The sequence below is a fragment of the Nonomuraea sp. NPDC050691 genome (assembly GCF_040654455.1).
GTDB lineage: Bacteria > Actinomycetota > Actinomycetes > Streptosporangiales > Streptosporangiaceae > Nonomuraea.
Genome location: NZ_JBFAIA010000009.1, coordinates 1 through 24,678 on the forward strand (window position 1 = coordinate 1; position 24,678 = coordinate 24,678).

The following is a 24,678-nucleotide window of genomic DNA, read 5'->3' on the forward strand; positions in this document are numbered from 1 at the left end:
CCGTGTGGCGGGTCTCGGAGACGTGCACCGAGCCGCAGTCGACGCCGTGGCGCTCCAGCCAGGAGTGGTAGTCGGCGAAGTCGTTGCCGACGCCGTCGCGCTGCTCGCCCTCCCGGTGGCGCCCGCCGCGCCCGCCCCCTGCGTCCCGTGGGCGGAGGGGACCATCCGAGCGGGGCTGTCCCTGGCGTACGACGGGTACGGCAGGGCGTGCACGTACCAGGACGGCGGCCGGTGGGTGTGGCGGCTGTCACCGCGGCCCGCGCGAGCCCCGGCCGAGACGCACGCCGCGCTGGCCCTGACCACCGGCCGCTACACGGACGTCCGGATCCGCGTACGGGCCAGGACCCTGCACCAGCTACGGCGCCCCACGCCCAACGCCTGGGAGGTCGCCTGGGTCGTGTGGCACTACACGGACGACGACCACTTCTACTACCTCGTGCCCAAACCCAACGGCTGGGAGCTCGGCAAGGTCACCCCCGGCTACCCGGGCAACCAGCGTTACCTCGCGACGGGCGCCCGGTCCTACGCGCTCGGCGTGTGGCACACGATCGAGGTCCACCAGGTGGGCGCCACGATCACGGCCAAGGTCGACGGCCGCCACCTGGTCCGCTTCCACGACCGCGAACGGCCCTACCGGGGCGGCCACGCCGGCCTCTACAACGAGGACGCGACGACCTGCTTCACCGACCTGCGCGTCGCATCCGCGGCGCGGCGGTTTCGCGGCGGCTCGCTGCGGTAAGTGAGGCCTGAACGGGGGAGGGATCGCCGGGGTCACGGTCGTGCGACCGCGCCGCCACCGCGCTCGCCGGCGATCGGTGGCTGACTCGAGGTGATGGCGTGGTGGAACGGCCGGGGGCGCTGGTCATCGAGGACACCGCGGAGATGCGCCGGCTGTTGTGCGAGGTCCTGCGGATGGCCGGTTTCGAGGTGTCGGAGGCGGCCACCGGGGCCGAGGGGCTGGACCTGGTCGCGCAGAGGCGGCCCGACCTGGTGACGCTCGACCTCATGCTGCCGGACATGGACGGCATCGAGGTGTGCCGGCGGCTGCGGGGGATGACGAGCGCGTACGTGATCATGGTGTCGGGTCGTACGGAGGAGGCCGACCGGCTCATCGGCCTGGAGGTGGGCGCCGACGACTACATGACCAAGCCGTTCTCGCCGCGGGAGCTGGCGGCGCGCGTCGCGGCGATGTTCCGGCGGCCCCGCCGCGAGCGGGAGAGCGCCTTTCCCGAACGGGCGGGGGTCCACGAGTTCGGCGACCTGGTCGTGGACGAGGAGAGCCGCGAGGTGCACCTGGCGGGCCGGCCCGTGCCGCTGACCCGCATCGAGTTCGACCTGCTGGCGCTGTTCGCCTCTAACCCCAGGCGGGTATGGCCACGCGAGACGTTGACCCGGGCGATCTGGCACACCGACTGGCCGGGCAACGCCCACGTGATAGACGTCCACATCGCCAACCTGCGGCGCAAACTCGGTGACGACGCCCGGTCCGGCCACTGGGTGCGCACGGTGCACGGTGTGGGCTACAGGTTCGGAGACGGAGGGGACATGCGCGATGGTCCCGATTCACGTTCTGCTGTGCGGGAGCGATGACGACGAGGCTCGCCGCATCGTCTCCCGTCTGGAGCACGACGGGGTACGGGCCACCCACGAACGGGTGGACAACGCCGAGGCGATGACGGAGGCGCTGGGGCGGCGGCCGCCGGACGTCGTCCTCTCCGGCGACCGGACGCCGTCCTTCACCGTGCTCGACGCGCTCCGGGTGCTGCGCGAGGCCGGCCTGGACATCCCGATCGTCCTGGTCGCCGGGCCGATCGCCGGCGAGCGGGCCGCGACGCTCGTACGGGCCGGCGTCCGCGACGTCGTGCCCGGCGACCGGCTCCACCTGCTCGCCCCGGCCGTACTGAGGTCGTGTCAGGCCGACCGGCTGGAGTCCCTCGGGCGGCGGGCCGGTGGATTCGCGCACGACCTCAACAACCTCCTCGGGGTGATCCTGGGCCACGCCGAGCTGGCCCTCGACGCGCTGCCCGAGGACGCTCCCGGCCGCGCCGACGTCGAGCGGATCCGCCAGGCGGCCGAGCGCGGCGAAGCCCTGGCCCGACGGCTCCTGGCGCCGGCCCGCGTGGACCGGCCGGGCCCGACCGATCTGAACGCGGTCGTCGAGGAGACGGCGAGCCTGGTGCGCCCGACGCTCGAGGGCGGCGTCGAGCTCGACACCCGGCTGTCTCCCGGGCTGCCCGCCGTCGGCATCGACCGGGCCCCGCTGGAGAACGCGCTCCTCAACGTGCTGGTCAACGCGCTGGCCGCGATGCCCGACGGCGGCCGGCTGACCATCGAGACGGCCCGGGCGGAGGGCGGCGAGCGGGTCCGGCTCACCGTCCGCGACACCGGCCACGGCATGCCGGCCGAGGTGGCCGAGCACGCCTTCGAGCCGTTCTTCACCACCAGGGAGCAGGGCACCGGCCTCGGCCTGTGCAGCGCCCGCGGCGCGGTGGAGGAGGCCGGCGGCCGGACCACTCTGGCCTCCGGGCCGGGCCGCGGCACCAGCGTCCACATGCACCTGCCCGAGGCTCGCTGACCTGCGGCGGACGTCGCGCTGCGCCGTCAGGCGCGGTCGCGCTGTGCCCTCATGTGCGCACGCCAGGGAACGATGGACCCCGCCATAGTCGTTGGAGCGGGTGAACCCCCACCACGAAGGGAGGGACCTTGCACCACAACGGCCTGCGCACCGCCGTCCTGCTGGGCGGCATGTCGGCGCTGATCCTCACCGTGGGTGCGTGGCTGGGCGGCGGCACCGGCCTCCAGGTCGCGTTCGTGCTGGCCGTGGCGGGCAACGCCGTCGCCTACTTCTTCTCCGACCGCATCGCCCTGTCCGCCATGCGGGCGCGGCCGGTCAGCGAGGTCGAGCATCCCGCCCTGTACCGCATCGTCCGCGAGCTTTCCACGCAGGCCCGGCAGCCCATGCCGCGCCTGTACGTGTCGCCCACGGTGCAGCCGAACGCGTTCGCCACCGGCCGGAGCCCGCGCAAGGCCGCCGTCTGCGTGACGTACGGACTGACACAGCTCCTGGACGAACGGGAGCTGCGCGGCGTGATCGGGCACGAGCTGTCTCACGTCTACAACCGCGACATCCTGGTCTCGTCCGTGGCCGGGGCGCTGGCCACGATGATCACCTGGCTCAGTTACGTGGCGGTCTTCTTCGGCGGCTCGGACGACGACGAGGGGCCCGGGTTCGTGGGGGCGCTGCTCATGATGGTGCTGGGCCCGGTGGCCGCGGGCATGGTGCAGATGGCGATCTCCCGTACGCGGGAGTTCCAGGCGGACGAGTCCGGGGCCCGGCTCACCGGCGACCCGCTGGCCCTCGCCTCCGCCCTCCGCAAGATCGAGATGGGCGCCCGCCGCCTGCCGCTCCCCGAGAACAGCCGCCTCACCTCGGCGTCCCACATGATGATCGCCAACCCGTTCAGCGGCTCGGGCTTCGGCCGGCTGTTCTCCACGCACCCACCCACGTCCGAGCGCGTCGCCCGGCTGGAACGCATGGCGGGCTACCGACGCTGACCTCCAACAGACGGACATAATCATCCCCATGGCCCGATCCCCCCGGCTCAGCGAGGCCGAGCGCAAGCTGTGGAACGCCTTCCCCACCGGGGAAACCGTGGAGCTCGCCCCCGTGACGACCGGCGTCGGCGCGACGGCGGGGGAGAACGCCCCCAAGGACGGCGACACCTGGGGCCCTGACCGGACGATCCGCGCCAGTGTGATCGCGTCCCTGCTGCTGGGAGCGCGCGAGGCCGCGCCCGGCTCCGTGGCGGCCGTGCGGTTATGCGGCGCGCGGATCACCGGCTCCCTGTCCATCCTCGGCGGGCGGGTGGAGCACGAACTGGTGCTCAGCGGCTGCCACCTGGACGAACCCGTGCTCTTCACCAACACGTCGACCCGCACCGTACGCCTGACGGACTGCGCGCTGCCGGGCTTCAGCGGCGGCGGCATGCGGGTCGCCGGCCACCTGAGCCTGTCCGGTTCGAACATCACCGGCACCGTGCGCCTGGCCCGTGCCGTGTTCGAGAGCGGGCTGTGGCTGGGAGGCACCCGCCTGACCGCCGACGACGTGTGGGCCCTGTCGGCCGGCTCGATGGTGGTGGAGAGCGGCGCGACGTTCCGGGGCGCCGACATCACCGGCGGCGTCCGCCTGGCCGGCAGCCGCGTGAACGGCGACCTCAGCTTCGAGGGGGCGGCCGTCCGCAACCCCGGCGACTACGCGATCAGGGCCGACGACATGGTGGTCGAGGGCACGGTCCACCTCTCGCGCGGCTTCACGGCGACGGGCTGCGTCCGGCTGCGCGGCGCGCGGGTCAGCGGCACGCTCTCCGTCAACGGCGTCCTGAGCAGCCCCGACACCCCGTACGCGCTGCACGCCAGCCACGCGGAGATACGCGAGCTCTACCTCAAGCCCGCCGCGCCCATCGACGGCGTCGTCAACCTCACCTACTCCCGTGTCGGCACCCTCCAGGACGATCCCGACACCTGGCCCGAGAAACTGCGCCTCAACGGCCTCACGTACGACCGGCTGCGCGGCAGCGGCGTGACGCGGCGCGTCGAGTGGGTCGCCCGCGACCCCGAAGGCTTCCGGCCGCAGCCGTACGAGCAGCTCGCCGCCTGGTACCTCCGCGACGGCAACGACGGGCTCGCCCGGCGCGCCCAGCTCGCCAAGCTCCGCGCCAGACGCCGCACCCAGGGACCGGGCCAGCGGACGTGGGGGCGGCTGCTCGACGTCACGGTCGGCTACGGGCACCGCCCCTGGCTGGCGGGGGTCTGGTTCGCCCTCCTGCTGCTCACCGGCACCGTCGCCTTCGGCCTCAACCCGCCACGTCCCCTCAAACCGGACGAGGCCCCGGTCTTCGATTCGTTCGCGTACAGCTTCGACCTGCTGCTCCCGCTGCCCACGTTCGGGCAGCGGGAGATGTTCGACCCGGCCGGATGGACGCAGGGGCTCGCGTACGGGCTGATCGTCGCCGGCTGGATCCTGGCGACCGCGCTGATCGCGGGCGCTACGCGGGTGCTCCGCCCCCAGTGACCTTGATGTGTCGGAGTATGCGAGCCAGATCCGGAGGATGGACGACCTCGTCCGTGGCGTCGAGTTCCTCGGCGCTCCACCACCGATGACCCACGGTGGTGGCCTTCTCGATCTCCTCCATGTCGTCGAACGAGACCTCGGCCATGCCCACCCGCACCGCGAAGAACGTCTGATCCTGCGTGACGGCGTACTCGGCGAACGAGAACTCGACCGTGCTCGTGCCGTACGGACCGGTGAACTCGCTCACCTCGGCCCGGATGCCGACCTCCTCACGCAGCTCACGCGCGGCGGCCTCCTGGAGCGTCTCACCCGCCTCCAGCGCCCCGCCGATCGTGAACCAGAAACGCTCATCGGGCCGCGCGGGCTCGAACCCGTACAGCAGCAGAACCCGGTCCAGGTCGTCGATGGGCAGAACCCGCGCGGTGAAGCGCCGAAGGGGAATCATCGTCACGCGGCCCGAGCCTACGCCTCACCCGCATCCGCGAAGCCGGGTCATCCTCCGCTCTCAGCTCGACTGAGGCCGCCCGGCGAAGGCACCCGTTCGGCCGACCTGGGGCCAAGGCCCAGGAGCAAGGGTGAGCTGCTCGCTCGACCTGGGCCCGAGGCGCGGGAACAGGGATGAGGTGCTCGGCCGGCGGGCCGGGGCGCGGACAGACACCGACGAAGAAGACCGATGGAAGAAGACCGCGCCCCGGAACGCCCCGCCCTCACGACCTAGCGATAGTTGACGAACTGCAGCGCGATGTCGAGATCCTTGCCCTTGAGCAGGGAGATGACGTCCTGCAGGTCGTCCTTCTTCTTCGAACTGACCCGCAACTCCTCGCCCTGGATCTGCGCCTTGATGCCCTTGGGCCCCTCGTCGCGGATCAGCTTGGAGATCTTCTTGGCGTTCTCCTGGTCGATGCCCTCCTTGAGGCTCACCAGCATGCGGTACTCCTTGCCCGACAGCTTGGGCTCGCCCGCGTCCAGGATCTTCAGCGACAGACCCCGCTTGACCACCTTCTCCTTGAACACGTCGAGCGCGGCGTTCGCCCGCTCTTCACTGTTCGCCTTGATCTCGATGTTGTCCTGCCCGGACCAGCTGATGCTCGCCCCCGTGCCCTTGAAGTCGAAGCGGTGCCCGATCTCCTTGACGGTCTGGTTCAGCGCGTTGTCGACCTCCTGGCGGTCGATCTTGCTGACGATGTCGAAAGACGAATCGGCCAAAACGCACATCCTCTCAGCTGCGTACGCATGTCTGCGGTGTCCGGCCCCGGCCTCCAGGCTCGCCGACCACGCATCGCGCCCCCGTGAACACGGACCCAGCGCACGAGCCTAGCCAGCATCGGCCCGTAGTGCAGTCCACCAGGCCCGTACCCCTCCACCCTGCCACCATCCCGGGAATCCGGGACCGCGATCCCCGGGCGGTACAAACCGGTGTCACGTGCACCCCGGAAGTCCGCTATTCTTCTGTCTGTCGCCGCGAGAGCGGAAGACACGGCAGGTTGCCCGAGTGGCCAAAGGGAGCGGTCTGTAAAACCGTCGGCTCAGCCTACGCAAGTTCGAACCTTGCACCTGCCACACCAGCAGAAAGAGGCCCTTCACCAGCGGAAACGCGGTGAGGGGCCTCTCTCGTTGTGTCCGGCTGTCCATGGTCATCGACGGCGGGCTACGGCCATCCGCGGCTAATACGCGGCTAAGTTTGAGGGCGCTGTGGCATCCCAGATCTTGGGATGCCACAGCGCGAAACCATCCCCGTGTGCGCAAGGAGCACCGCAACGCCCTGTGCACCTTCTGGGCGACCGTGGGACCATCCCCGCGTGCGCGGGGAGCACTCTTCCTGACCTGCGGCGATCTAATGTCAATGGCCATTTAGTGCGCCCCGCTGGCGGCCAGATATCGCCCCGCCGTGGTGATGGAGTGGATCAGGTGAAGGGCTTCACCCCCTGCCCCGAAGTGGCCTGAGTGAGCCGGAAGCTGTCACCCTGCGTCACCGCGACATGAGCGGGTGCAGGAGCCGATCGACAGTCGCGGTGGCGAGGGTCTTGGGCATGATCTCGTCGAAGCCAGAGGGGTGCAGGTTGGAGCTGACTGCCATAGCCCGCCGTTCGTAGGCGGCATCGACCAGGCGGAAGAAGCCCTCAGCGGCGTCTTGGGGAGACGGGCAGCAGACCGATGTCATCGACGATGATGCGGTCGCTGCGGATGAGCCGGGTCATCGCTCGGGCCAGGGAGTCGTCGACGCGGTGCCGGCGGACCAGGGCGCCCAGGTCCTCGATGGCGAACCAGGCGACGGTCAGCCCAGCTGCGATGGCGGCCTGGCCGAGTGCTTCGGTGAAGTGGCTCTTGCCCGTGCCCGACGGGCCGCAGACGCAGAGATTCTCGCGGCGGCGCACCCATTCGAGCGCTTTGAGGGCGTCTTGGGTGTGGCGCGGGATGGAGGAGGCGGTCTCGTCCCAGTCGCCGAAAGTCTTGCCGGTGGGAAACGCGGCCCGCTTGCGGCGGGTGCGCAGGTTGGCCGCATCGCGCCCGGCTGCTTCTTCTGCCAGTAGAACACGGACGACTTCGGCGGGATCCCAGCGTTGGGCTTTGGCCGTGGGGATCAGATCGGTCAGCGCGCGGCGGATGTGCGGCAGCTTCAGCCGTTTGGTGAGCTCGATGGCCTCGGTGAGCGGGTCGCCGTTGGAGCGGTGAACGGAACGCAGCGGAGTGGCCATCAGAGGGAGTCCTTGGGGTCGGTGTCGTGGTCGATGCTGTGGTCGATGTCGGCGGTGGTGGTGCCGAAGTGGGCCCAGGCCGAGGTGCCCGGCTGCAGGCTGTGGGTCTCGCTGGCGCGGGTGGGCTCAGCGCTGTCGACGCCTGCCTGGTAGTCCAGGATGGACATCAGGTCTTTGTCAGCGAAGCGGCCGGTCAGCGCGGCGGTGCCCAGCGCCCGGTCGACCTGGGCGACCGAGTAGAGCTTGGCCAGCGTGACGGCCTCGGCCATCTTGGCCTTGATCCGGCGCGTGCCCGCGGCCGCGGCTTCCACCAACCAGGACGCTGCACCCGGCCCGATCATCAAGAATGCCGCCTCCTCAGCCGAGGTGGCCTTCGGGGTCCGGTCGCCTTCCTTGTCTTCCCGGGGCGGGTAGTGCGCCTCGTCGATGACGGGGCTTCCAGGCTTGCTGCGCTGGTGGCGGGCGACCTCCCGTGCGGCGCCATCAGCGCCGATCGCGGTGACGATGAGCTCGTCACAGTGAAAGCGCGCCCAGACCCGGGTGTCGATCAGCTCGTGCGGCACCGAGTAGCGCACCGACTCCACCGAGATGGTGGAGCTCCACGTCACCCGGCGAGTGGTGCCGAACGCCGCGGTGAACGGCGAATACGAGCCCATGACCTTCCGCCCCGGGCTCGGCGGGCCAACGCTCATCGAAACGGAGATCAGCCTGGACTTCGTCAAGCTGCCAGCCGAGCACCTCATGGCCCTGAACCAGCAGACCTTCGCCTTCCCCGCGGACTTCCAAGAGGGCTTCATCGACGGCTCGATCTATCTCCTCTCGGCACACAACCGAGTGAACGTGACCCGCATCGGCTTCGGCCCGGCTGGCGCGGACCAAATCACCGCCAGCTTGCACGCCGCCTTCGACTTCGAACACGCTCGCACGGGAATCCGCAACCGCACCGCCGAACTGGACACCACCCTCCTGTTCCAGCTCGTGGACAGACTCCCCGCCCCTCAGCCGCCAACAAGACTGGGAACCGCCACCTATAGCTGGTGGTCACAGCCCACCTGTCGCTTGGCCGTCGAGCAGGGCCACCTATCGTTCACATGGCCATCTATCGTTCACAGGCACAGTGAGACTGTGAGCGATAAGTGGCGGATGTGAACGATAAGTGCCGCCGCCCACCTCACGAAGGGGTGGGTCCATCTGGCCGAGCAGGTGGGATAGCGTGACAGGTTTTCACCGGGTCCTCGCTGTCACGCCCGTACACTGCCGGACATTTACTGTCATGTGACATTCCTGAACCAGAAGGAAGCAGTGGAGCCCCGGCAGCGCTTTGAAGAGCTCTACATGGGGCACTACGCGGCCGTCTCCGGCTATGTCCGGCGTCGTACCGACCATCCGGACGACTGCGCCGACGTGATCGCCGAGACGTTCACCACAGCCTGGCGGCGGCTGGCGGACGTGCCGGCCGGTGACGAAGCCAGGCTGTGGTTATACGGAACGGCCCGGCGGGTCCTGGCCAATCATCACCGCGGCACCCTCCGTCATACGGCCCTGACGCTGCGTCTTTGCGAGGAGCTCGCCGCCTGCGCGGGCACGGCGGCAGACCGGGCGCCGACGAGGGCCGGGGACGCCTTCGCACGCCTGTCAGAGGACGACAGAGAGCTGTTGTCGCTGGTGGGCTGGGAAGGGCTCGGCACCGCCGAGATCTCCAAGGTGCTGGGCTGCTCGCGCATGGCGGTCCGCCAGCGCCTGCATCGTGCGCGTAAGCGCCTGGCCACCGAACTGGCCGCCATCGACATCGACCTGAGCACGTATGGCCCGCGCGCTGTGAGCCTCGCCAAGGAGAGCGCATGACCCCCGACGACATCGTCAAGACCCTGGCTCCCGACCCCGGCCCCGGGCTCACCCCTGTCGCACGGGAGATGCTGACCCAGATCATGGACACGGCCGAGCCCGAGCCGAGTGCCCGGCGCCCGCGGTGGCGGCCGCTGCTGGCGCTGCCGATCGCGGCGGCGGTCGCCGCGGCGGGCTGGTCGGCCACGGTCGTCTTCGGCCCCGCACCCGCCTCCGCGTTGGACATCAAGGAGGAGGGTGACCACTACGTGATCGCCGTCAAGGACCTGTACGCCAACCCCAAGGTGTACGAGACCCAGCTCAAGGACGCGGGCATGGACATCTCGCTCAAGGTCGCGCCGGTCACGCCGTCCTTCGTGGGCGAGATCTCCACCGACACGGCCGGCTGGAACAAGGGCCCGTTCCCCTACGCGGACAAGATCAAGACGATCGACCGTCCCGAGAACTGCGACTTTCGCCGAAGCTGCCCGATCGGGCTCACCATCGCCAAGGACTTCACCGGCAAGGCCGATATCCTGCTCGGCCGCGAGGCCCGCCCCGGGGAAAAGTACGAGGTCATCGGCATGCTGGAGGCTCAAGGCGAGCCCATGCACTGCCGGCCGTTCTTCAACCACCGGGTGAGCGAGGTCCGGCAGACCCTAGCCGGGCTCGGCCTGTCCATCGGTGAGTTCGTGGTCAAGGAGCCTGGCGAGCGGGCCGCCGAGGCGGAGACCAGGACGTCAGTACCCGACTCCATGTACGTGACCGGCGGCGCACTGTTCGAGTACGGCAAGGTCGGCCTCACCGTCAGCGAGAAGCCGATGGACGAGGAGCTCAAGCAGACCCTCCTGCGCAAGTACGGCTGCTCCGCGAACGACGGGAGCACGTCATGAAGGCGCTGATCGGCACGCTGCTGCTGGCGGCGACAGCCGCGACGCCGTTATCGACCGCCCAGACGAGCGCCGAACCCGCACGGAACAGCGCCGGATCCACGGGGAACGTGGTCACCCTCATCACCGGCGACCGCGTCATGGTAGCCGGCAAGGGATACCACGTGACGCCCGGCGACGGCCGCGAGGTGACGTTCACACGACAGGTGCGTGGGGGCCACCTGTACGTGATCCCGTCCGACGCCGGCCCGCTGATCGCCAAGGGCGTGCTCGACAGGCGCCTGTTCGACGTCACCCAGCTGCTGCGGTGGGGCTACGGCGACGCCACCCGTAAGGACATTCCGCTCATCCTCCAGTCGGCCGACGAACCCACCGCCCGGCTGCGGGGCGCCGGGCAGCCCCGGCGGCTCGCCGACGTGGGCATGACCACGCTGCGCCTGTCCAAGGCGAGCACCGCCCAGACGTGGCGAGACCTCACCAGCGGGGGCGCCCGCACGCTGGCCGCGGGGGCGGCCAAGCTCTGGCTGGACGGCCGTCGTTCCTTCAGCCTCGACCGGAGCGTCGAGCAGATCGGCGCCACCGAGGCGTGGAAACAAGGCTTCACCGGCAAGGGCGTCAAGGTCGCCGTGCTCGACTCCGGGTACGACCCCGACCATGCCGACCTGAAGAACGTGGTCAAGCAGTCACGCAACTTCAGCGAAGAACCCGACATCCGCGACAACCTCGGCCACGGCACCCATGTGACGTCGATCGTCGCGGGAGCCGGCGAGAAGTACAAGGGCGTGGCGCCGGACGCGGAGATCGCGGTCGGCAAGCTGGGCAGCAGGGAATTCACCGAATCGGCCCTGCTGGCCGCCATGGAGTGGGCTGCCGTCGAGGTCAAGGCCAAGGTCGTCAACATGAGCCTCGGCGGACCCGACACCCCCGAGCTGGACCCCGTGGAGCAGGCGGTGAACGTGCTGTCGGAACGTACCGGCGCGCTGTTCGTGGTGGCCTCCGGCAACGACCCTGTCAACCCGGTGGCAAGCCCCGGCACCGCGGACGCCGCCCTGACAGTCGGTGCCGTGGACCGGCAGGGCCAGCTGGCCGGCTTCTCCAGCAAAGGGCCGCGCGACGGCGACCACGCGATCAAGCCGGACGTCACTGCGCCCGGCGTCGGCATCGTGGCGGCGCAGGCCGGCGGCACCCATGTCGCGATGAGCGGCACCTCGATGGCCGCGCCGCACGTGACCGGGGCCGCCGCGATCCTCGCCCAGCGCCACCCCGACTGGACCGGTCGCCAGTTGAAGGCCGCGCTCATCGGCAGCGCGGCGCCCGCGGCGGACGTGACGCCGTACCAGCAGGGCGCCGGACTGGTGGACCTGGTCCGCGCGCTGGCCCAGCCCGTGGTGGCCGAACCTGCCAACCTGCATGCCCTCTTCCCCTTCGGCGCGGCCGAGCAGGTGGCGACCAGGAGCATCACCTACAGCAACTCCGGCGACACCCCGGTCACGCTCGACCTGACCGCCGAGGGCGACCTGCTCCACCTGTCCGCCAACCGCGTCGAGGTGCCCGCGCACGGACAGGCGCCGGTCACGCTGACGATCGACGCGCGCGGCAAAGCGACCGGCGACTATCCGGGAACCGTCACCGCCAGATCAGGAGAGCAGGTGATCCGGACGCTGGCTGGCATGTACGTCGAGCCGGAGGCCCACCACGTGACCATCACCGCCGTCGGCAAATCCGGCACACCCGTCGACCCGAGGGCCACCATCTACAATCCGGACACCGGTGCCGAACGCGACCTGTTCTTCGAGCAGGGCCGCGCCGACATCAGACTGCCCAAGGGCCGGTGGAACCTGCTGACCGACACCTCCGAGAGAGAAGGCACCACGATCGCGCACACCATCATCACCGTGGGCGAGAGCGACCAGCAGGTGACGCTGGACGCGCGCTTGGGGAAACAGGTCCGCTTCGCGATCGATGACCCGGACGCGGTCCAGGACAACGGCTTCGACTTCCAGGTGGCGTTCGGGAAGTGGTCCACGGCCTGGGCCTCGTTCAAGAAGTATCCCGACAGGCTGTTCGTCGTCCCGGCCCGCCAGCCCGGGCTGAAGTTCATGATCAGGAACATCTGGGCGAACAAGGCGGCCTCGTCCGTCTATGATCTCGCCCAGCGCCACATCGGCGAGCTCCCCGACGAACCCGTTTACGCGGCCAAGCGGCGGGGGCTAGCGAAGGTGACGGCGACGTACCGGGCCTCCGGCGCGGCCGCCCAGGCCACCCCCATGACGGGGGCGCGCCTTGGCGATGCCCCTGACGAGTTAATGATGGCGCCCCTGAAGGACATGGACCTGCCCGGCACGCTGACCCATCACCGGACACCCGGCCTCGTATGGGACAGCACGCTCCTGGCCGGGACCGCGACGATCGTGGACGAGGGAAGAACCGCGCGGCGCGGATCCGCCCGGGAACTGTGGAACGCCGCGGTGACGGGACCTTCGCTCGCCGGGCTCGGCGCGCGGCGTACCGGTGACAAGCTGGTGCTCAACGCCGGAGCCCTCTTCGCCGATGGTGTCGCCGGGCGGGCCGGGACGGACTCGGCCGCCACGGGTTCCGTCACCGTCGCCAGGGACGGGCAGGTGCTCGCCAGGGCCGACATCGCCGGTTGTGGGATCGACGATCCCGGTGCGTGCGCATTCCGCGCGAACCTGCCGGCCGAGGCGGCCACGTACACACTCAGCGCGTCCATGCGCCGGCCATCGTCCTCGACGCTGTCCACGGCCCTAGACGCTGTCTGGACGGTGCGGTCCGCGCGCACAGAGGGAGAACGGCCGCTGCCCCTGATGGCGATGCGGTACGCCCCGGCGGGACTCGACGAGTTCAACCGTGCCGCCGCCGGCTCACTGACCCGGCTGCCCATGTGGCTCGACGGAAGCACCCAGGTCGAGAGCGTCCGGCTGGAGATGTCCACTGACGACGGCGCGACCTGGCACCATGTTCCCACGGTTCGCGCAGGCTCAGGCTGGACGGCCGCCGTGCTCAACCCACGCACGCCGGGACATGTGTCGCTACGCGTGCGGGTCGCGGGAGCGTCCGGCACCGGTCTCACCCAGACCGTCATCCGGGCCTACGCCGTGCGGTCGAAATAACCGACCGTGAGCCGCCACCAAGGCTACGCCATTGTCCTGGGAGAACGGCCTGACCTCGCCGGTCTCCAGATCCCCATGCGCGTAGCCTCAGCGGCGGTGAGCTCGTGTAGTCGTCCTCAGGCGGCCGGCACGCCGGCCACGGCGAGCACCGCCATGAGGACGCACAGCATCACGCGGCGGTCCAGGCGCACGGTGGTCTGCAGCTTCCCGATGTCCCTGGCGAGCCGCTCCAGCGGCGCCACCTGTCGCTCACATCCGCCGTCTATCGCTCACAGCCTCACACAGGCGATCGCAGGTTCATCTGCTCCCGTTCTACGGCCACTCGATGACGAGTCGGCTGTTGGGCTTGTCGATGATGAAGCGCGGGTCGGCGACCTTCAGCTGATCGCGGTGGGCGGCTGTGGCCATCCGGAAGCCGGGGGTGGGGGCGTCGTTGCCATAGTTGCGGTCCCACTCCTGGATCGCGGCGACGACCTGCTCAGCGAGCCAGGCGGCGCGCGGGCCGTGGCCGATGACGCCGATCTCCCAGAACCGGCCGTCCGCGTCGTCGCCCTCGCGGACGGTCAGGTAGGCCAGGCTGTCGCCGTCGAGCGCGGCCATGGAACCCCATCCGAAGTGCGGGGTGAACCCAGGTCGCTGGCCGGGCATCCGGGACAGGCCGTTGGGCAGGACGCACGCCAGCCACAGGTAGACCCACTCGAAGGGTGAGCCCTGCCGGAACTTCACGCCGGCGTAGAGCTTGTGGGAGGGCTGGTCCAAGACGGTCCGCATCGCCTCCCGGTCGACGAGTTGCTCGCTGTAGGTTTCCAGCCGGACGTTGCCCTCCCCGGCCATGGAGATCAGGGTGCGGACGTCGTAGCAGATGCCCTTGCGCAGCGCGGGACGAATTGTCAATGGCCATTTAGTGCGCCCCGCTGGCGGCCAGATATCTAAGAGCCTGCTGACAAAGGCTTAAGAGCTTGTGGGCATGGGGCCGTAGAGGGCTGGTCCGATCTTGTTGATGTAACCCTGGTGGGACCATTGGGACAGTTGGACGCGGAAGCTGTTGATGTTCTCGATTCGAGGATGGCGGCCAGTTCGACCCCTTTCCAGGCTCGCCAGGGTTCGGCGGCCAGGAGTTGCAGGACCTTGCCGCGCCGGTCGGGGCTGGACAGGTTCGGAAGCGGGGGCGGGTCGCTCCAGCGGCCAGGGGGCGGTTGGCCTGCCAGTTCGCGGGTCAGGCGGCGGGTCATCTGGTGCACCGTGGCCCACCAGATCATGGCTTCGTGGTGTTCGGGTTTGCGTTCGTAGATCCGTACGAGCCGGCGGTAGCGGGTCAACCAGGCGAATGTTCGTTCTGCCACCCACCTTCGGGGCAGGATGAGGAAGCCGCGCAGGTCGTCGGAGCGCTTGACGATGGTGACGGTCAGGTGGAGGACGTCGAGTGCCCAGGCGAGCAGGCGTCCGGCGTAGCCGGCGTCCGCCCACACCAGTTCGATGGTGGAGAACTTCTCTCGCAGCCGGGCCAGCAACAGGTGTGCGCCGTCACGGTCTTGAACCGACGCGGCGGTGACGATCACGCACAGAAGCAGCCCGAGCGTGTCGACGGCGATATGCCGTTTCTGCCCCTTCAGCTTCTTGGCCCCGTCAAAACCGCAGGCCGCTGCCCCGACGGTCTCGGCCGCCTTGACCGTCCGGGAGTCGATGCACCCGGCCGTCGGCAACTCGTCGCGTTCGGCTATGACCCGCAGACGGCCGCGTAACCGCCCGGCGAGCCGTTCGGGCAGGCCACGCCGGGACCAGCGCAGGAAGAACGCGTACACCGCCTCATGCGGCGGGAAGTCCACCGGCAGAGCCCGCCACTCGATTCCGTAGCGGGTCATGTAGGTGACCGCGTCGAGCACCGCTCGCAAGTCATGCACCATCGGCCTGCCGGTGACTGCGACCAGCTCGGCCATCACCGCCCGCGCCTCACCTTCCAGCACCGCCCATTCGGCATCGGTCAGGTCCGACGGATATGACGGTTTCCGGCCGCGACATTGGCACCCCGGCGAGGCGCAATCGCCGGCGTTCACGAGCGCGGCGGCCAGGCCGATCCGGTCCATCGTCTATACCCGGTCGAACCCTGGCCTGCGCAGCCGCAGCGCGGCTTCGAAGTGAGGGCTGGCGGGGGCGAGGTGGGTGAGGTCGCGGGCGCTGACGGCCCTGGCACCGGCGTGTTCGGCGGCGTCGCAGTAGGCGTCATGTGTATGCCGAAGCCGCTGGGCGCCCCGAGACGAGTCTTCTCCGCCTGGCTGCCAGCCGGTAGGGATCCGACCGCACCGGAGACTTCCTCGGTCATCGGGTGGTGAAGTTGGCCATCATGGCCATGTCCTCGTGTTCCAGATTGTGGCAATGGAAAACGTACTTGCCGGGATAACCGTCGAATCTGATCGCGATTGCTGCTTCTTCCGAAGCCCGCAGGTCGATGGTGTCCTTCCATCCGGCGTCGAAGGCCCCGGGGCCGCCGATACCTCGGGAGAGCACCTGGAAGGGGCTGAGATGGAGGTGCACGGGGTGATGGAAGTCCGCGATGAGCCGCCAGACCTCCACGGTGCCGAGCTTCGGCGCGGCGGCGATGTCGTCGGGGCTGAATGGCCGCCCGTCGATGAGCCAGCCTTTCATGTGGTTGACGTCTCCCGATTGAAAGCGGAAGGTGCGGGTCATGACGGCCTGGGCCGCGGTGAGCGATTCGACTGTGGAGAGTTTGTCGGGAACGGTGAACGGCTCGTCGGCTTTCTCGCCGACGATGAAGCGCATGACCTGGGACATGTTCCCATCACCGAAGTCGTTGAGCAGCGTCACCGCGGTTCCAGGTTTGTAGCTGGAGAAGTCGATGATGACGTCGAGACGTTGCGCGGGGGCGAGCTCGACATGCTCATGACGAATTGGTGCGGCAAGGAGTCCGCCGTCGGTGCCGATCTGTGTCAGGAGGCCATCAGGCTGCGGGTCGAGACGCAGGTCGAGGCGTCTGGCATTGCAGGCGTTGATGATGCGCAGGCGGTATGTGGCGCCGTCGACTCTCGCAACCGGCCAGGGCGTGCCGTTGACGAGCATGACGTCTCCAAGGATGCCGGCGACGAATGAGCCGGTGACGCCGGGTGTCCTCATCAGGCTCCCGTCGATGCTCGGGTAGGCCAGAGAGCCGTCAGCGGCGAAGCTGCGATCGGTGATCATGACAGGGAGCTCGCGTGGGCCCGAGGGCAGGCCGAGAGCGTCCTCTTCGTCGTCTCGCACGAAGTGGAGGCCGGCGAGTCCGCGCCATACGCTCGGGCCGGTGAAGTCCATCCGGTGGTCGTGGTACCAGAGCATCGCCGCGCGCTGGTCGAGTGGATAGGTGTAGGAGCGGTGGCCTTCGGTGGTATCTCCGACCATCGAGCCGCCCATGTTGATGTGCTCCATGTTCATGTGCTGGTTCACGTAGGACCTGTCGACGGGGTAGACGAAGTCGATCGGGTATCCGTCGCTGTCGGGCGGGGTACGGCCGCCGTGCAGGTGCACCACCGTGGGAACGGGAAGGTGGTTGGTGTGCCTCACCACGGTCGTGCGGGCACGCCGGCTGACGATGGTGGGGCCGGGGAAGATCCCGTTGTAGCCCCAGATCACCGTCTTCACCCCCGGCAGGATCGAGGCCGTCGCCGCGGTCTGAGTGATCTCGTAGTAGTCGGTATCGGCGTCGCTGCGCACCGGCTTCAGTACGGGCGGGGTCTGGAAGGGCATCGTGAACGGCTGCGGGAGCGGCAATCGGCTGCGGAGCAGATTGCCGGTCGAGGTGAGCCCGCCCGCGCCGAGCGAGAACGGGATCCCCACTCCCAGGCCGATGCCGGCGATAAGGCCGGCGCCGATGAACGCCCGGCGGCTCAACGTGATCCGGTGGTTCTTCTCGGTCATCGGCGTCGCCAGGCCCAGACAGCCAGAGCGGTGGCGAGGAGGATGATCGCCACACCGAGCGGGATATGCAGGCTGATCGCTCGCGAGAAACCGAGAACGATCTGCAGCCCGATCAGGCCGAAGAGGCCGAGGCAGGCCAGGATGGGCCACCAGGGTCCGCGTCCGGGCCACCGCTGAAGTACGGCCGCAACAGCGGAGATGAGGATCGAGATGCCGGCGAAGGTCGCGTTCTCGCGGTGAACGTGCAGTGAGTCGTAGCTGCCGGAGAGGAACTGACCGGCGAGGACCGCCTGATCAAACAGCATGATCGCCGCGACTGTGCTCGCGATGCGGAACGCCCAGCACGGCCAGCGCGGCGCGGACCTGGATACCACGCCGGCATCCCCCGTTGATTGTGTCGTCGTCACACGCCGTCCTCGTCTCGCCAAATAGATTCACTTGAATCCGATCCATATGAATCTAACATAGGATGGAACCATGCCGAAGCCGCGCGGAGTCGACCTCCAACTCGGCCTGTTGCTGCGCCAGTCGCACCAACGAGCCGCCGGGGCACTGAACAACGCGCTCTCCTCACTGGGCCTGACCGGCCGCCACTTCGGCGTGATGATGCTCCTGCGCCGCGACGGCGTCTCGACCCAGCGCGACTTGATCCGACAGACCGGCAGCGACAAGGCGGGCATGGTCCGTACCGTCGAAGACCTCGAAACCCTCGGCTACCTCTCCCGGGCCCGGTCCACCACCGACAAACGGGTGGCCAATCTCAGCCTGACCGACAAGGGCATCGACGCTCTCGACATCGCCCAGCGCCTCGCGGCCGGCGCCGCGGAAGACCTGTTCGGATCATTCACCGACGCCGAGCTCGAAACCCTCCAAGCTCTCCTGACCAGGTTCGTCGCCCCGACAGAACGCGACGCATGACTCGCCTGACACGGGCAAGCGCGGGCCCGGGCTCGCCCAGGGCGAACACGGAGACGCAAGCCAAGCGGCCAGTTGCGTCGAGATCGGCGATGCCCTGTAAATGCGTCGGCTCAGCCTACGCAAGTTCGAACCTTGCATCTGCCACACCAGCAGAAAGAGGCCCTTCAGCGGCGGAAACGCGGTGAGGGGCCTCTCTTGTTGTGCCGGGCTGTCCGTGGTCATCGACGGCGGGTTACGGCCATCCGCGGGCAATACGCGGCTAAGTTTTGAGGGCGCTGTGGCGTCCCAGGTCTTGAGGTGTGTCCCAGCGCGGAACCATCCCCGCGTGCGCGGGGAGCGCAGCTCGATGACTGCGGCAGTGTCGCAGCCTGAGCTCGGTCCTGAAGCCTGGCCCTTGTCCGGCGTCTTAGCGGAGAACGGGAACGCATCGTTGACCACCAGTGCCGTCACCTTGAGCAGGCGGCGTGGTAGTCGTAAGCGTCGTGAAAGGGGGAGAGAGCCAAGCGTTCCGGCTGAGTTCCAGCATGTCCAGCGCCCGGAATGCCAACTCATCGTGTCGAAGTTTTCCTGCCGTGGTCAGGTAGGACCAGGCCGCATTGAAGCCGATCGGGCGATAGCAGCCGACAGTGCACCTCAGCGCGCGGAAGGGCCTCCGTAAGGAAGATCACCGTCGCGAACACGTCTGGCGTATGTCCCGAATCCCACAGCACGATCATCTCTTACTCACCACGAGAAACCGGCGGAGCAGTTCCTCGGGCGTCGACCTGTCCACCCCTGATCCGCGACAATCACGCTGTGCGTCTCTTGTTGAGGTCGGCCTTGGCCGGGGCCGCCGTGGCGGTCTTACTGCTGCTCCTCCTCGCCTGGCCGGCCACCGACTCCGAGCTTGAGCTGGCAATGGCGTTCGCGCTGGCGCCCTTCCCTCTCGGCATGGTGGCCGCGTGGGTGGCCCGCCTGCCCCACTGGCCGGCCGTTGGTCTGGTGGCTCCCTTCGTCATGCTGGCGGTCGTCGTCATCCAGCCGGACTATGACTCCTGGGTGTCCAACGAGACCCTTGCACTCGGCATGCTGATAGGGGTCCCCGGGGTGGTCGGCTTCATGCTCACGGCCCTGTTCTGTACCCTGCTCACCGAAAAGACCGCACGCCCAGCAGGAGGAGATACGGCGTAGGGCGCAGGTGGAAGCCCGATCACCGTGTCCAGTTCTCCGGCTGTTCCGGTCCCAGCGGCGGGCATGCAAATATGCGTGCAGCCTACGCAAGTTCGAACCTTGCACCTGCCGCATCAGCGGGAAGAGCCCCGTCACCAGCGGAAACGCGGTGGCGGGCCTCTCGCGTTGATCGCCCGTGAGTTCCGGTGATTCCCTCTGATCTCCCGTGGCATCCGGCACGGATCCGGCTCGACGATCATGCGACGGTTTCCCTGTGTGGACGCACGCGGCCTTGAGCAGGTGCGACTTGCCGGTTCCGGAGTCACCGCAGAGCGGCTGGCCCTTGTCGACCCACTCGCAGGTAGCGAGGGTATGGATGACGGCGGGATCAACGTTGGGGTTACTGTCGAGGTCGAAGGCCCGCAGGGACTTGTCGCGCGGGAACTGGGCGGCCTTGCCGCGGCGTTCGGAGCGGCGGCGCGCGCGGTCGTCGCACTCGGCCATGAGTCGAAGCGGGGTACTGGCCGACGGTTGGGGATGCCGGGTGGGCGTCCGGTGCCGGGCCTGGAGGGTTCGGGTGCACCGGCTGTCTGGGCAAGCGCGGGACACGGGTTCCGGAACCCGCTCAGGGTCGGGGCGGGTGGGGCTCGGACAAGTGACGAGGGCTCGTGGCGGACCCGATGGCTCGGAGGACCTGCAACTCTGGCTAACGGAGGACTCGGTAGCGAAGATGAGCCTCACTCGCGAAGGCTGATGTATCGAGGCGCTCAAGCTCGATGTGCCGCCCGAGGCCTGCGAAGAGCGAGATGCCGTCGCCGAGCAGGACCGGCGCAATGTCCAGGTGGAGCTCGTCGACGAGACCGAGCCGCAGGCACTGTCGTGAGATGGTTCCTCCGAGCAGGCTGACCCAGCCGTCCCCGGCCGCTTGCGTGGCCAGCCTGACGGCCTCGTTGATGTCGTCGACGACGAAGTTGTACGTGGTGCCGTCGCGCTCGATCGGCTCATGGGCGCTGTGGGTCATCAGGTAGACCGGGACCTTCAGCATGCCGCCATACGGGATCTCGCCGTCCTCGATGGTCTGGGTCTTGTTCGCGCCGCCGACCACCGCGCCGATCCGGCTCATCACTGTCTCGACGACGGCGTCATCCTCGGGAGCGGAGGGTCGGCCGAACATCCAGTCGACCCCGCCGTCCTCCTTTGCCATGAACCCGTCAAGAGTGATGGTCGCGTGGACGATCACGGTAGCCATGAGCCGCTCCTATCTCCGAGAGGTGAGTCGATCGACTCGCCTCTATTAACCTAGTCGTGTTCGTAATGGTGAGTCAAGGAACTCGCCTCGATGAGATACTGAACGAATGACACGTGGACGCTCCTCGTACCACCGTGCGGTGGCCGCGACCAATCGCGAGGCGATCCTCGGCGCCGCCGCGCAGCTCTTCCTGGAGTTCGGGTACGACCGCACGCCACTGGCACGTGTCGCCGAGCGCGCAGGGGTGTCCAAGGCGACGCTCTTCAAGCAGTTCCCGACCAAGGCCGAACTCTTCGAGGCAACGGTGCTCGCGGCAGGCGGATCGCCGGCTCCGGAACCGGTCGAGATCCCGACCGGCGACCTCTACGCGGGCTTGGTGGTGCTAGGTCGCGCGTATTCGGAACTGTTGACTCGTCCTCACATGGTCGCCCTGATGCGAACCGTGATCGCCGAATCGCACCACTTCCCCGAACTGCGCGAGCGGACCTTCGACTTCGGCACGCTGCCTGTGCTGCAGGCGCTGGGCCGCTATCTGCGGGAGGCGCACTCCGCAGGAAGCGCCGACATCGATGATCCGGATCTGGCATCCGCACAGTTCCTCGGCATGATCGCGTCCGCGATCTTCTGGCCGCGCCTCACGCACGGTACGTGGTCGATCACCAAGGAAGAGCAGTCGCGAGCGGTCGACGAAGCAGCCCGAACGATCGCCGCGCGCTTCGCAACTCCCTGACGTGATCATCCGCGTCAACCAACAACGGACCTGCTCACCGGCCAACCGGACCGTCACGTCCCCGAAGTCGACCTCGGCCTCCATTCCGGGGCGATACGACTGCGGGACGAACGCCTTGCCCGGGCCGCGGCCGGCCTCTGCCCAGATCTCGCCTCGCCGGTCAGCCACGTAGCGGCGGACCATCTGGTACGACACCTCGTCGGCACCGTCCTCCTGGACCAGCCGGTCGAAGATCCGTCTCGCTGTGTGCCGCTGCTTGCGCGGCGCGCCCAGATCGGCTCGCAACATCTCACCGATCACCGGTTTGAACGCATCCAGCCGAGTCGGCCGCGGCTCCATCCTCCCGCTCCAACGACCAAATGGTGCTCGTTCTCGCAGTCAGTGGCTGGCCGTCGATCCGCTGCCCCTTGTGGGCGCAATCGAGTATCAAGCAGCCATCCGGGCCGCGAGGGCGGCAAAGGCTGCGACTGTAGCAACCGGTGCAGTGCGGAGTTCAACTGCCTCTAGCGCCGCTAACGGTGAGCGCCTTAGGCAGCACCTAAGTCAACTTGAGAAATACGGTAAGGCGGGCCACCGAACACTCGAAAACGGAAGAGTCAGATACTATGGAGAAATAAAGCCTGCGAGAAAGCCTGGTGAAATGATCGGCCGCCGAACTGTGCGTGAATGGGATCCGGCTACGGGCGAGAAGCGCACCTGGCAGGAGACCATAGACGGATCTGGAAGGATCCGTCAGGTTCGCCCCCAAGAAAGCATCACGGGAGGGAAGAAGGTACACTACACCTTCGACGGGGACGGAAATTACACTGGGAAGTGGTAGCGCATGGAGCCCACGCGCGACATCTTGCGCAAAGCGATCACAGACATGCTCGACGGGCATCGGAGTCGAGAGGACGTCGCCTCATGGGCTGAGCGTTTGATGCTAGATCTAGAAGATGCGAAAATATCTGATCCGGTGGTCTGGGATTCTCTGCAAACGCTATCCGGGGCAGATCTCAAAGATGGCCCAGACAGTTACCTCCATAACGCTGAAGACCTCCGTTATTGGATAGCCGAGTTGTATTGACCGCAGAAATATTGGCGTGACGCGACAGAGCATCAGACGGAGCTACGCAGTCTTGATTAGCCCTAGATGTACTCGCCACATAGGTTGAGTAAGCAGTGCCACGCCCTTCGGGTTCTTGAAATGAGGGTGGGCCTGCGGGTTCGGTGTGGATAGCGACATCTACGTCGAGCTTCCCGGAGGCCCTCGTGTCCCACCGTAACGCCCCGCTGAGGGAGACGGGCCAGCTTCGGCTGGCCCGCTGTCTCGTCCGAAGACGGCTGGTCCTGCGCTGAGCCGCCGAGCGCTTTCAGGTGGCGATGAGCACGGCCAAGCGGTAGGCCGACCGCTACCGGCAGCACGGACAGTTACTGACGGTGCCAGATATCTTTCACACACGTACGATCCCCTAATCTGGCGCGAGCATAGAAGCCGGGCGATCGAGACCGTAGGGTTCAGGTGGGGGTCTTCTGCGACTATTACCGGGCGGCGAACAGGCAGGCCGCCGCAGAGAAGCCCGACAGTCCACGTGCCGTGGAGAACCCCATGGGCGGCGTACCGTCTTTTGACGCGGTGGACGCCAAGGGGATTAATCCCGATGTGATCCTGGGGAAGCTCATAGCCCTGGCCAGGGAGATTCTCCGGCGACGGTCGAGGAGTGGGAGGCTCTTCCGGATGACTCTCCGTACAAGGAAGGGCCGGGAATCGAAGAGCTCCCAGTAGACGTGCGCGACACGCTCGCCGGTCTCTCGGACGACAGGTTGGGGCAACTCGCCGAGGGCTGGGAACAGATCGAAAAGTACGCCGTTTTCCCGCCCGCCGATGGGGTTCTCCTGGAGGTCCTTACAGAGTTGCGCGATCTTGCTCGGCGAGGATGATCTACTGCTGGATCGGTGGCTAAGGTGCAGCGAGCCGTCGTCTCCGCACAAGTCGAAGGGGCTGTAGACCGGGCCGTCCCCGGTCGATCGAGGGCGGGCCGGCAGCGAGCGCCACCTGATCACCGAGGCAGCCGGTATCCCGCTCGCCGTCATCGTGACGGATGCCAACCATAACGACGTCACCCAACTCCCCCCGAGTGGTAGGCGCGGCCGGCCCAGGCGGTGCCCCGACAACGTTCTCGCCGATCGGGGCTACGACCGCGACAAGCGCCGCCGGCTGGTCCGGGAACTGCAGATCAAGTCGCTGATCGCCCGCCGTGGCACCGAGCACGGCTCCGGCCTGGGCAAAAGAACGCTGGGTCGTCGAGCAGACCTTTCCCCTCCTGCACGCTTTCCGGCGCCCGCGCATCCGCTGGGAGATCCGCGCCGACATCCATGAGGCCTTTCTGAAGCCGGCCAGTGCACTCATCTGCCGGCGGCGCCTCAGCTCATTGCGTCAGGTCTTCCAACTCGCACGCATATCAAAGGAATGCGTTTCAGGCTGCCACCGAAGAGTTGTTTGTCCAGCACGCCGTACGCGTGCTGGACAACTTCTGGACGGCTAGACCAGGGGATACGGCTCACCGAGTCACCCGACGAAGGGAATCGGCATGGAACGACAGTTCCGCAGGAAGCTCACGGGCGGTCTGGGGCTTGTGACGGCAGCCATGTTCGCAACCGCTGTCATCGCATCCGTACCCGGCCTGTCGTACGCCTCGACCGCGAGCGCCTCGTCGAGCAGCGACACCTCCACGATCCTCGCCCCGAACCGATGCCACCTCAGGACAGAGGCCAATCCGAACAGCGTGTGGGTCCCCCCGAACTACGAGAGCTGCTACAGGTGCATGGAGAGAGCGTCCTACCTGCACTCGAAAAACGGCGTCGACTACTACTGCACCTACAACCCGAGCAATGGCAAGACCGACCTGCACTACGACCTGTAAGGCCGGATCCGGCCCAGTCGTGGGCTGTCGCCGGCATTACCGGGCGTAAGTCGCGGTGCAGCCGCCCGTCTTACCTGCGGGGGCGGGACGGGCGGTTCATCGCGTAATCAACTCCCTATGGCTATAGTCGGTTCCGCTTGTCGAGCGGCGATCTTCGCAGTTCGACGACCGGCGATCGTACGGCCATGGGGACGGGTTCATGGGACGA

The 24,678-nt window shown here is 67.9% G+C and carries 21 protein-coding genes, 1 tRNA gene and 5 pseudogenes; 16 read left to right on the forward strand and 11 right to left on the reverse strand.

The window, feature by feature from the left end:
- The 5 genes from AB0H81_RS05870 to AB0H81_RS05890 form a co-directional block, all read left to right on the forward strand.
- On the forward strand, positions 1 to 739 hold a 739-nt coding region (locus tag AB0H81_RS05870; RefSeq protein ID WP_358369815.1), incomplete at its 5' end, for a hypothetical protein.
- A 98-nt stretch (positions 740 to 837) separates the two neighbouring features.
- Positions 838 to 1,590: a response regulator transcription factor gene (locus AB0H81_RS05875; protein ID WP_358369818.1), complete on the forward strand. Its 753-nt coding sequence runs from the start codon at positions 838 to 840 to the stop codon at positions 1,588 to 1,590.
- On the forward strand, positions 1,553 to 2,575 hold the full coding sequence (locus tag AB0H81_RS05880; RefSeq protein WP_358369821.1) for an ATP-binding protein: 1,023 nt from the start codon (positions 1,553 to 1,555) through the stop codon (positions 2,573 to 2,575). The genes AB0H81_RS05875 and AB0H81_RS05880 overlap by 38 nt, the downstream gene beginning before the upstream one ends.
- A gap of 128 nt (positions 2,576 to 2,703) precedes the next feature.
- Positions 2,704 to 3,555, forward strand: coding sequence for a zinc metalloprotease HtpX (htpX, locus tag AB0H81_RS05885; RefSeq protein ID WP_358369824.1), 852 nt, complete (start codon positions 2,704 to 2,706; stop codon positions 3,553 to 3,555).
- 28 nt (positions 3,556 to 3,583) lie between these two features.
- Entirely contained in the window at positions 3,584 to 5,071 is a 1,488-nt protein-coding gene (locus AB0H81_RS05890) for a hypothetical protein (RefSeq protein ID WP_358369827.1), read from the forward strand.
- On the opposite strand, the gene AB0H81_RS05895 is transcribed toward AB0H81_RS05890, so the two are convergent.
- Entirely contained in the window at positions 5,046 to 5,516 is a 471-nt protein-coding gene (locus AB0H81_RS05895) for an NUDIX domain-containing protein (protein WP_358370053.1), read from the reverse strand. The two genes, AB0H81_RS05890 and AB0H81_RS05895, sit on opposite strands and share 26 nt — an antisense overlap.
- Before the next feature lie 269 nt (positions 5,517 to 5,785).
- Positions 5,786 to 6,286: a YajQ family cyclic di-GMP-binding protein gene (locus AB0H81_RS05900; RefSeq protein WP_310707134.1), complete on the reverse strand. Its 501-nt coding sequence runs from the start codon at positions 6,284 to 6,286 to the stop codon at positions 5,786 to 5,788.
- A 263-nt stretch (positions 6,287 to 6,549) separates the two neighbouring features.
- Between AB0H81_RS05900 and AB0H81_RS05905 the strand changes: the two genes are divergently transcribed.
- Positions 6,550 to 6,631, forward strand: a tRNA-Tyr gene (locus tag AB0H81_RS05905).
- A 344-nt stretch (positions 6,632 to 6,975) separates the two neighbouring features.
- On the opposite strand, the pseudogene istB reads toward AB0H81_RS05905, so the two are convergent.
- Positions 6,976 to 7,767, reverse strand: a pseudogene (gene istB / locus AB0H81_RS05910) (IS21-like element helper ATPase IstB).
- A pseudogene (locus AB0H81_RS05915) lies at positions 7,767 to 8,411 on the reverse strand (IS21 family transposase); the annotation flags it as partial. The pseudogenes istB and AB0H81_RS05915, both read right to left, overlap by 1 nt.
- Between AB0H81_RS05915 and AB0H81_RS05920 the strand changes: the two are divergent.
- From AB0H81_RS05920 to AB0H81_RS05935, 4 genes are all read left to right on the forward strand, one after another.
- Entirely contained in the window at positions 8,356 to 8,916 is a 561-nt protein-coding gene (locus AB0H81_RS05920; protein ID WP_358370063.1) for a hypothetical protein, read from the forward strand. The pseudogene AB0H81_RS05915 and the gene AB0H81_RS05920 overlap by 56 nt on opposite strands.
- A 126-nt stretch (positions 8,917 to 9,042) precedes the next feature.
- Positions 9,043 to 9,612, forward strand: coding sequence for a sigma-70 family RNA polymerase sigma factor (locus tag AB0H81_RS05925; protein ID WP_358369830.1), 570 nt, complete (start codon positions 9,043 to 9,045; stop codon positions 9,610 to 9,612).
- The gene (locus AB0H81_RS05930; RefSeq protein WP_358369833.1) at positions 9,609 to 10,484 is read left to right on the forward strand and encodes a hypothetical protein; all 876 of its coding nucleotides are present in this window, start codon (positions 9,609 to 9,611) and stop codon (positions 10,482 to 10,484) included. The genes AB0H81_RS05925 and AB0H81_RS05930 overlap by 4 nt, the downstream gene beginning before the upstream one ends.
- Positions 10,481 to 13,612 (forward strand): S8 family serine peptidase, encoded by a 3,132-nt coding sequence (locus AB0H81_RS05935; protein WP_358369835.1) that lies wholly within the window; start codon positions 10,481 to 10,483, stop codon positions 13,610 to 13,612. The genes AB0H81_RS05930 and AB0H81_RS05935 overlap by 4 nt, the downstream gene beginning before the upstream one ends.
- Positions 13,613 to 13,728: 116 nt before the next feature.
- Here AB0H81_RS05935 and AB0H81_RS05940 read toward each other — a convergent pair whose 3' ends face one another.
- The 5 genes from AB0H81_RS05940 to AB0H81_RS05960 all read right to left on the reverse strand — a co-directional run bounded on the left by AB0H81_RS05940 (position 13,729) and on the right by AB0H81_RS05960 (position 17,928).
- Positions 13,729 to 13,854, reverse strand: a complete 126-nt coding sequence (locus tag AB0H81_RS05940; protein WP_358369838.1) for a hypothetical protein — start codon at positions 13,852 to 13,854, stop codon at positions 13,729 to 13,731.
- Positions 13,855 to 13,924: 70 nt separating this feature from the next.
- Positions 13,925 to 14,506, reverse strand: coding sequence for a hypothetical protein (locus AB0H81_RS05945; protein WP_358369841.1), 582 nt, complete (start codon positions 14,504 to 14,506; stop codon positions 13,925 to 13,927).
- A gap of 35 nt (positions 14,507 to 14,541) precedes the next feature.
- On the reverse strand, positions 14,542 to 15,696 hold the full coding sequence (locus AB0H81_RS05950; RefSeq protein ID WP_358369843.1) for an IS5 family transposase: 1,155 nt from the start codon (positions 15,694 to 15,696) through the stop codon (positions 14,542 to 14,544).
- A 232-nt stretch (positions 15,697 to 15,928) separates the two neighbouring features.
- Positions 15,929 to 17,521: a multicopper oxidase family protein gene (locus AB0H81_RS05955; RefSeq protein WP_358369846.1), complete on the reverse strand. Its 1,593-nt coding sequence runs from the start codon at positions 17,519 to 17,521 to the stop codon at positions 15,929 to 15,931.
- Positions 17,518 to 17,928, reverse strand: a complete 411-nt coding sequence (locus tag AB0H81_RS05960) for a hypothetical protein (RefSeq protein WP_358369849.1) — start codon at positions 17,926 to 17,928, stop codon at positions 17,518 to 17,520. Before AB0H81_RS05960 ends, AB0H81_RS05955 begins: the two co-directional genes overlap by 4 nt.
- A gap of 70 nt (positions 17,929 to 17,998) precedes the next feature.
- Between AB0H81_RS05960 and AB0H81_RS05965 the strand changes: the two genes are divergently transcribed.
- Positions 17,999 to 18,439 (forward strand): MarR family transcriptional regulator, encoded by a 441-nt coding sequence (locus tag AB0H81_RS05965; protein WP_358369851.1) that lies wholly within the window; start codon positions 17,999 to 18,001, stop codon positions 18,437 to 18,439.
- 795 nt (positions 18,440 to 19,234) lie between these two features.
- A complete protein-coding gene (locus tag AB0H81_RS05970; protein ID WP_358370066.1) occupies positions 19,235 to 19,609 on the forward strand; it encodes a hypothetical protein in 375 nt (124 codons plus the stop codon).
- Between the two features lie 276 nt (positions 19,610 to 19,885).
- On the opposite strand, the pseudogene AB0H81_RS05975 reads toward AB0H81_RS05970, so the two are convergent.
- Both AB0H81_RS05975 and AB0H81_RS05980 read right to left on the reverse strand, forming a co-directional pair.
- Positions 19,886 to 20,092: pseudogene (locus tag AB0H81_RS05975) on the reverse strand (ATP-binding protein); the annotation flags it as partial.
- A 202-nt stretch (positions 20,093 to 20,294) separates the two neighbouring features.
- Positions 20,295 to 20,837 (reverse strand): dihydrofolate reductase family protein, encoded by a 543-nt coding sequence (locus AB0H81_RS05980; protein WP_358369853.1) that lies wholly within the window; start codon positions 20,835 to 20,837, stop codon positions 20,295 to 20,297.
- Positions 20,838 to 20,976: 139 nt separating this feature from the next.
- Between AB0H81_RS05980 and AB0H81_RS05985 the strand changes: the two genes are divergently transcribed.
- The 4 genes and pseudogenes from AB0H81_RS05985 to AB0H81_RS06000 all read left to right on the forward strand — a co-directional run bounded on the left by AB0H81_RS05985 (position 20,977) and on the right by AB0H81_RS06000 (position 24,470).
- Positions 20,977 to 21,567 (forward strand): TetR/AcrR family transcriptional regulator, encoded by a 591-nt coding sequence (locus tag AB0H81_RS05985; RefSeq protein ID WP_358369856.1) that lies wholly within the window; start codon positions 20,977 to 20,979, stop codon positions 21,565 to 21,567.
- A 1,251-nt stretch (positions 21,568 to 22,818) separates the two neighbouring features.
- A pseudogene (locus AB0H81_RS05990) lies at positions 22,819 to 22,947 on the forward strand (IS481 family transposase); the annotation flags it as partial.
- 607 nt (positions 22,948 to 23,554) lie between these two features.
- Positions 23,555 to 23,960, forward strand: a pseudogene (locus tag AB0H81_RS05995) (transposase); the annotation flags it as partial.
- A 234-nt stretch (positions 23,961 to 24,194) separates the two neighbouring features.
- Complete coding sequence (locus tag AB0H81_RS06000; protein WP_358369859.1) at positions 24,195 to 24,470, forward strand: hypothetical protein; 276 nt, start codon at positions 24,195 to 24,197, stop codon at positions 24,468 to 24,470.
- Positions 24,471 to 24,678: the final 208 nt, after the last annotated feature.

Excerpts from the sequence above, each read along its gene's own strand:
- AB0H81_RS05880 (WP_358369821.1), top strand. The coding sequence starts at position 1,553 with ATGGTCCCGATTCACGTTCTGCTGTGCGGGAGCGATGACGACGAGGCT.
- AB0H81_RS05955 (WP_358369846.1), bottom strand. The coding sequence starts at position 17,521 with ATGACCGAGAAGAACCACCGGATCACGTTGAGCCGCCGGGCGTTCATC.
- AB0H81_RS05965 (WP_358369851.1), top strand. The coding sequence starts at position 17,999 with ATGCCGAAGCCGCGCGGAGTCGACCTCCAACTCGGCCTGTTGCTGCGC.
- AB0H81_RS05930 (WP_358369833.1), top strand. The coding sequence starts at position 9,609 with ATGACCCCCGACGACATCGTCAAGACCCTGGCTCCCGACCCCGGCCCC.
- AB0H81_RS06000 (WP_358369859.1), top strand. The coding sequence starts at position 24,195 with ATGTTCGCAACCGCTGTCATCGCATCCGTACCCGGCCTGTCGTACGCC.
- AB0H81_RS05935 (WP_358369835.1), top strand. The coding sequence starts at position 10,481 with ATGAAGGCGCTGATCGGCACGCTGCTGCTGGCGGCGACAGCCGCGACG.
- AB0H81_RS05890 (WP_358369827.1), top strand. The coding sequence starts at position 3,584 with ATGGCCCGATCCCCCCGGCTCAGCGAGGCCGAGCGCAAGCTGTGGAAC.
- AB0H81_RS05980 (WP_358369853.1), bottom strand. The coding sequence starts at position 20,837 with ATGGCTACCGTGATCGTCCACGCGACCATCACTCTTGACGGGTTCATG.
- AB0H81_RS05920 (WP_358370063.1), top strand. The coding sequence starts at position 8,356 with ATGGTGGAGCTCCACGTCACCCGGCGAGTGGTGCCGAACGCCGCGGTG.
- AB0H81_RS05950 (WP_358369843.1), bottom strand. The coding sequence starts at position 15,696 with ATGGACCGGATCGGCCTGGCCGCCGCGCTCGTGAACGCCGGCGATTGC.
- AB0H81_RS05900 (WP_310707134.1), bottom strand. The coding sequence starts at position 6,286 with ATGTGCGTTTTGGCCGATTCGTCTTTCGACATCGTCAGCAAGATCGAC.
- AB0H81_RS05895 (WP_358370053.1), bottom strand. The coding sequence starts at position 5,516 with ATGATTCCCCTTCGGCGCTTCACCGCGCGGGTTCTGCCCATCGACGAC.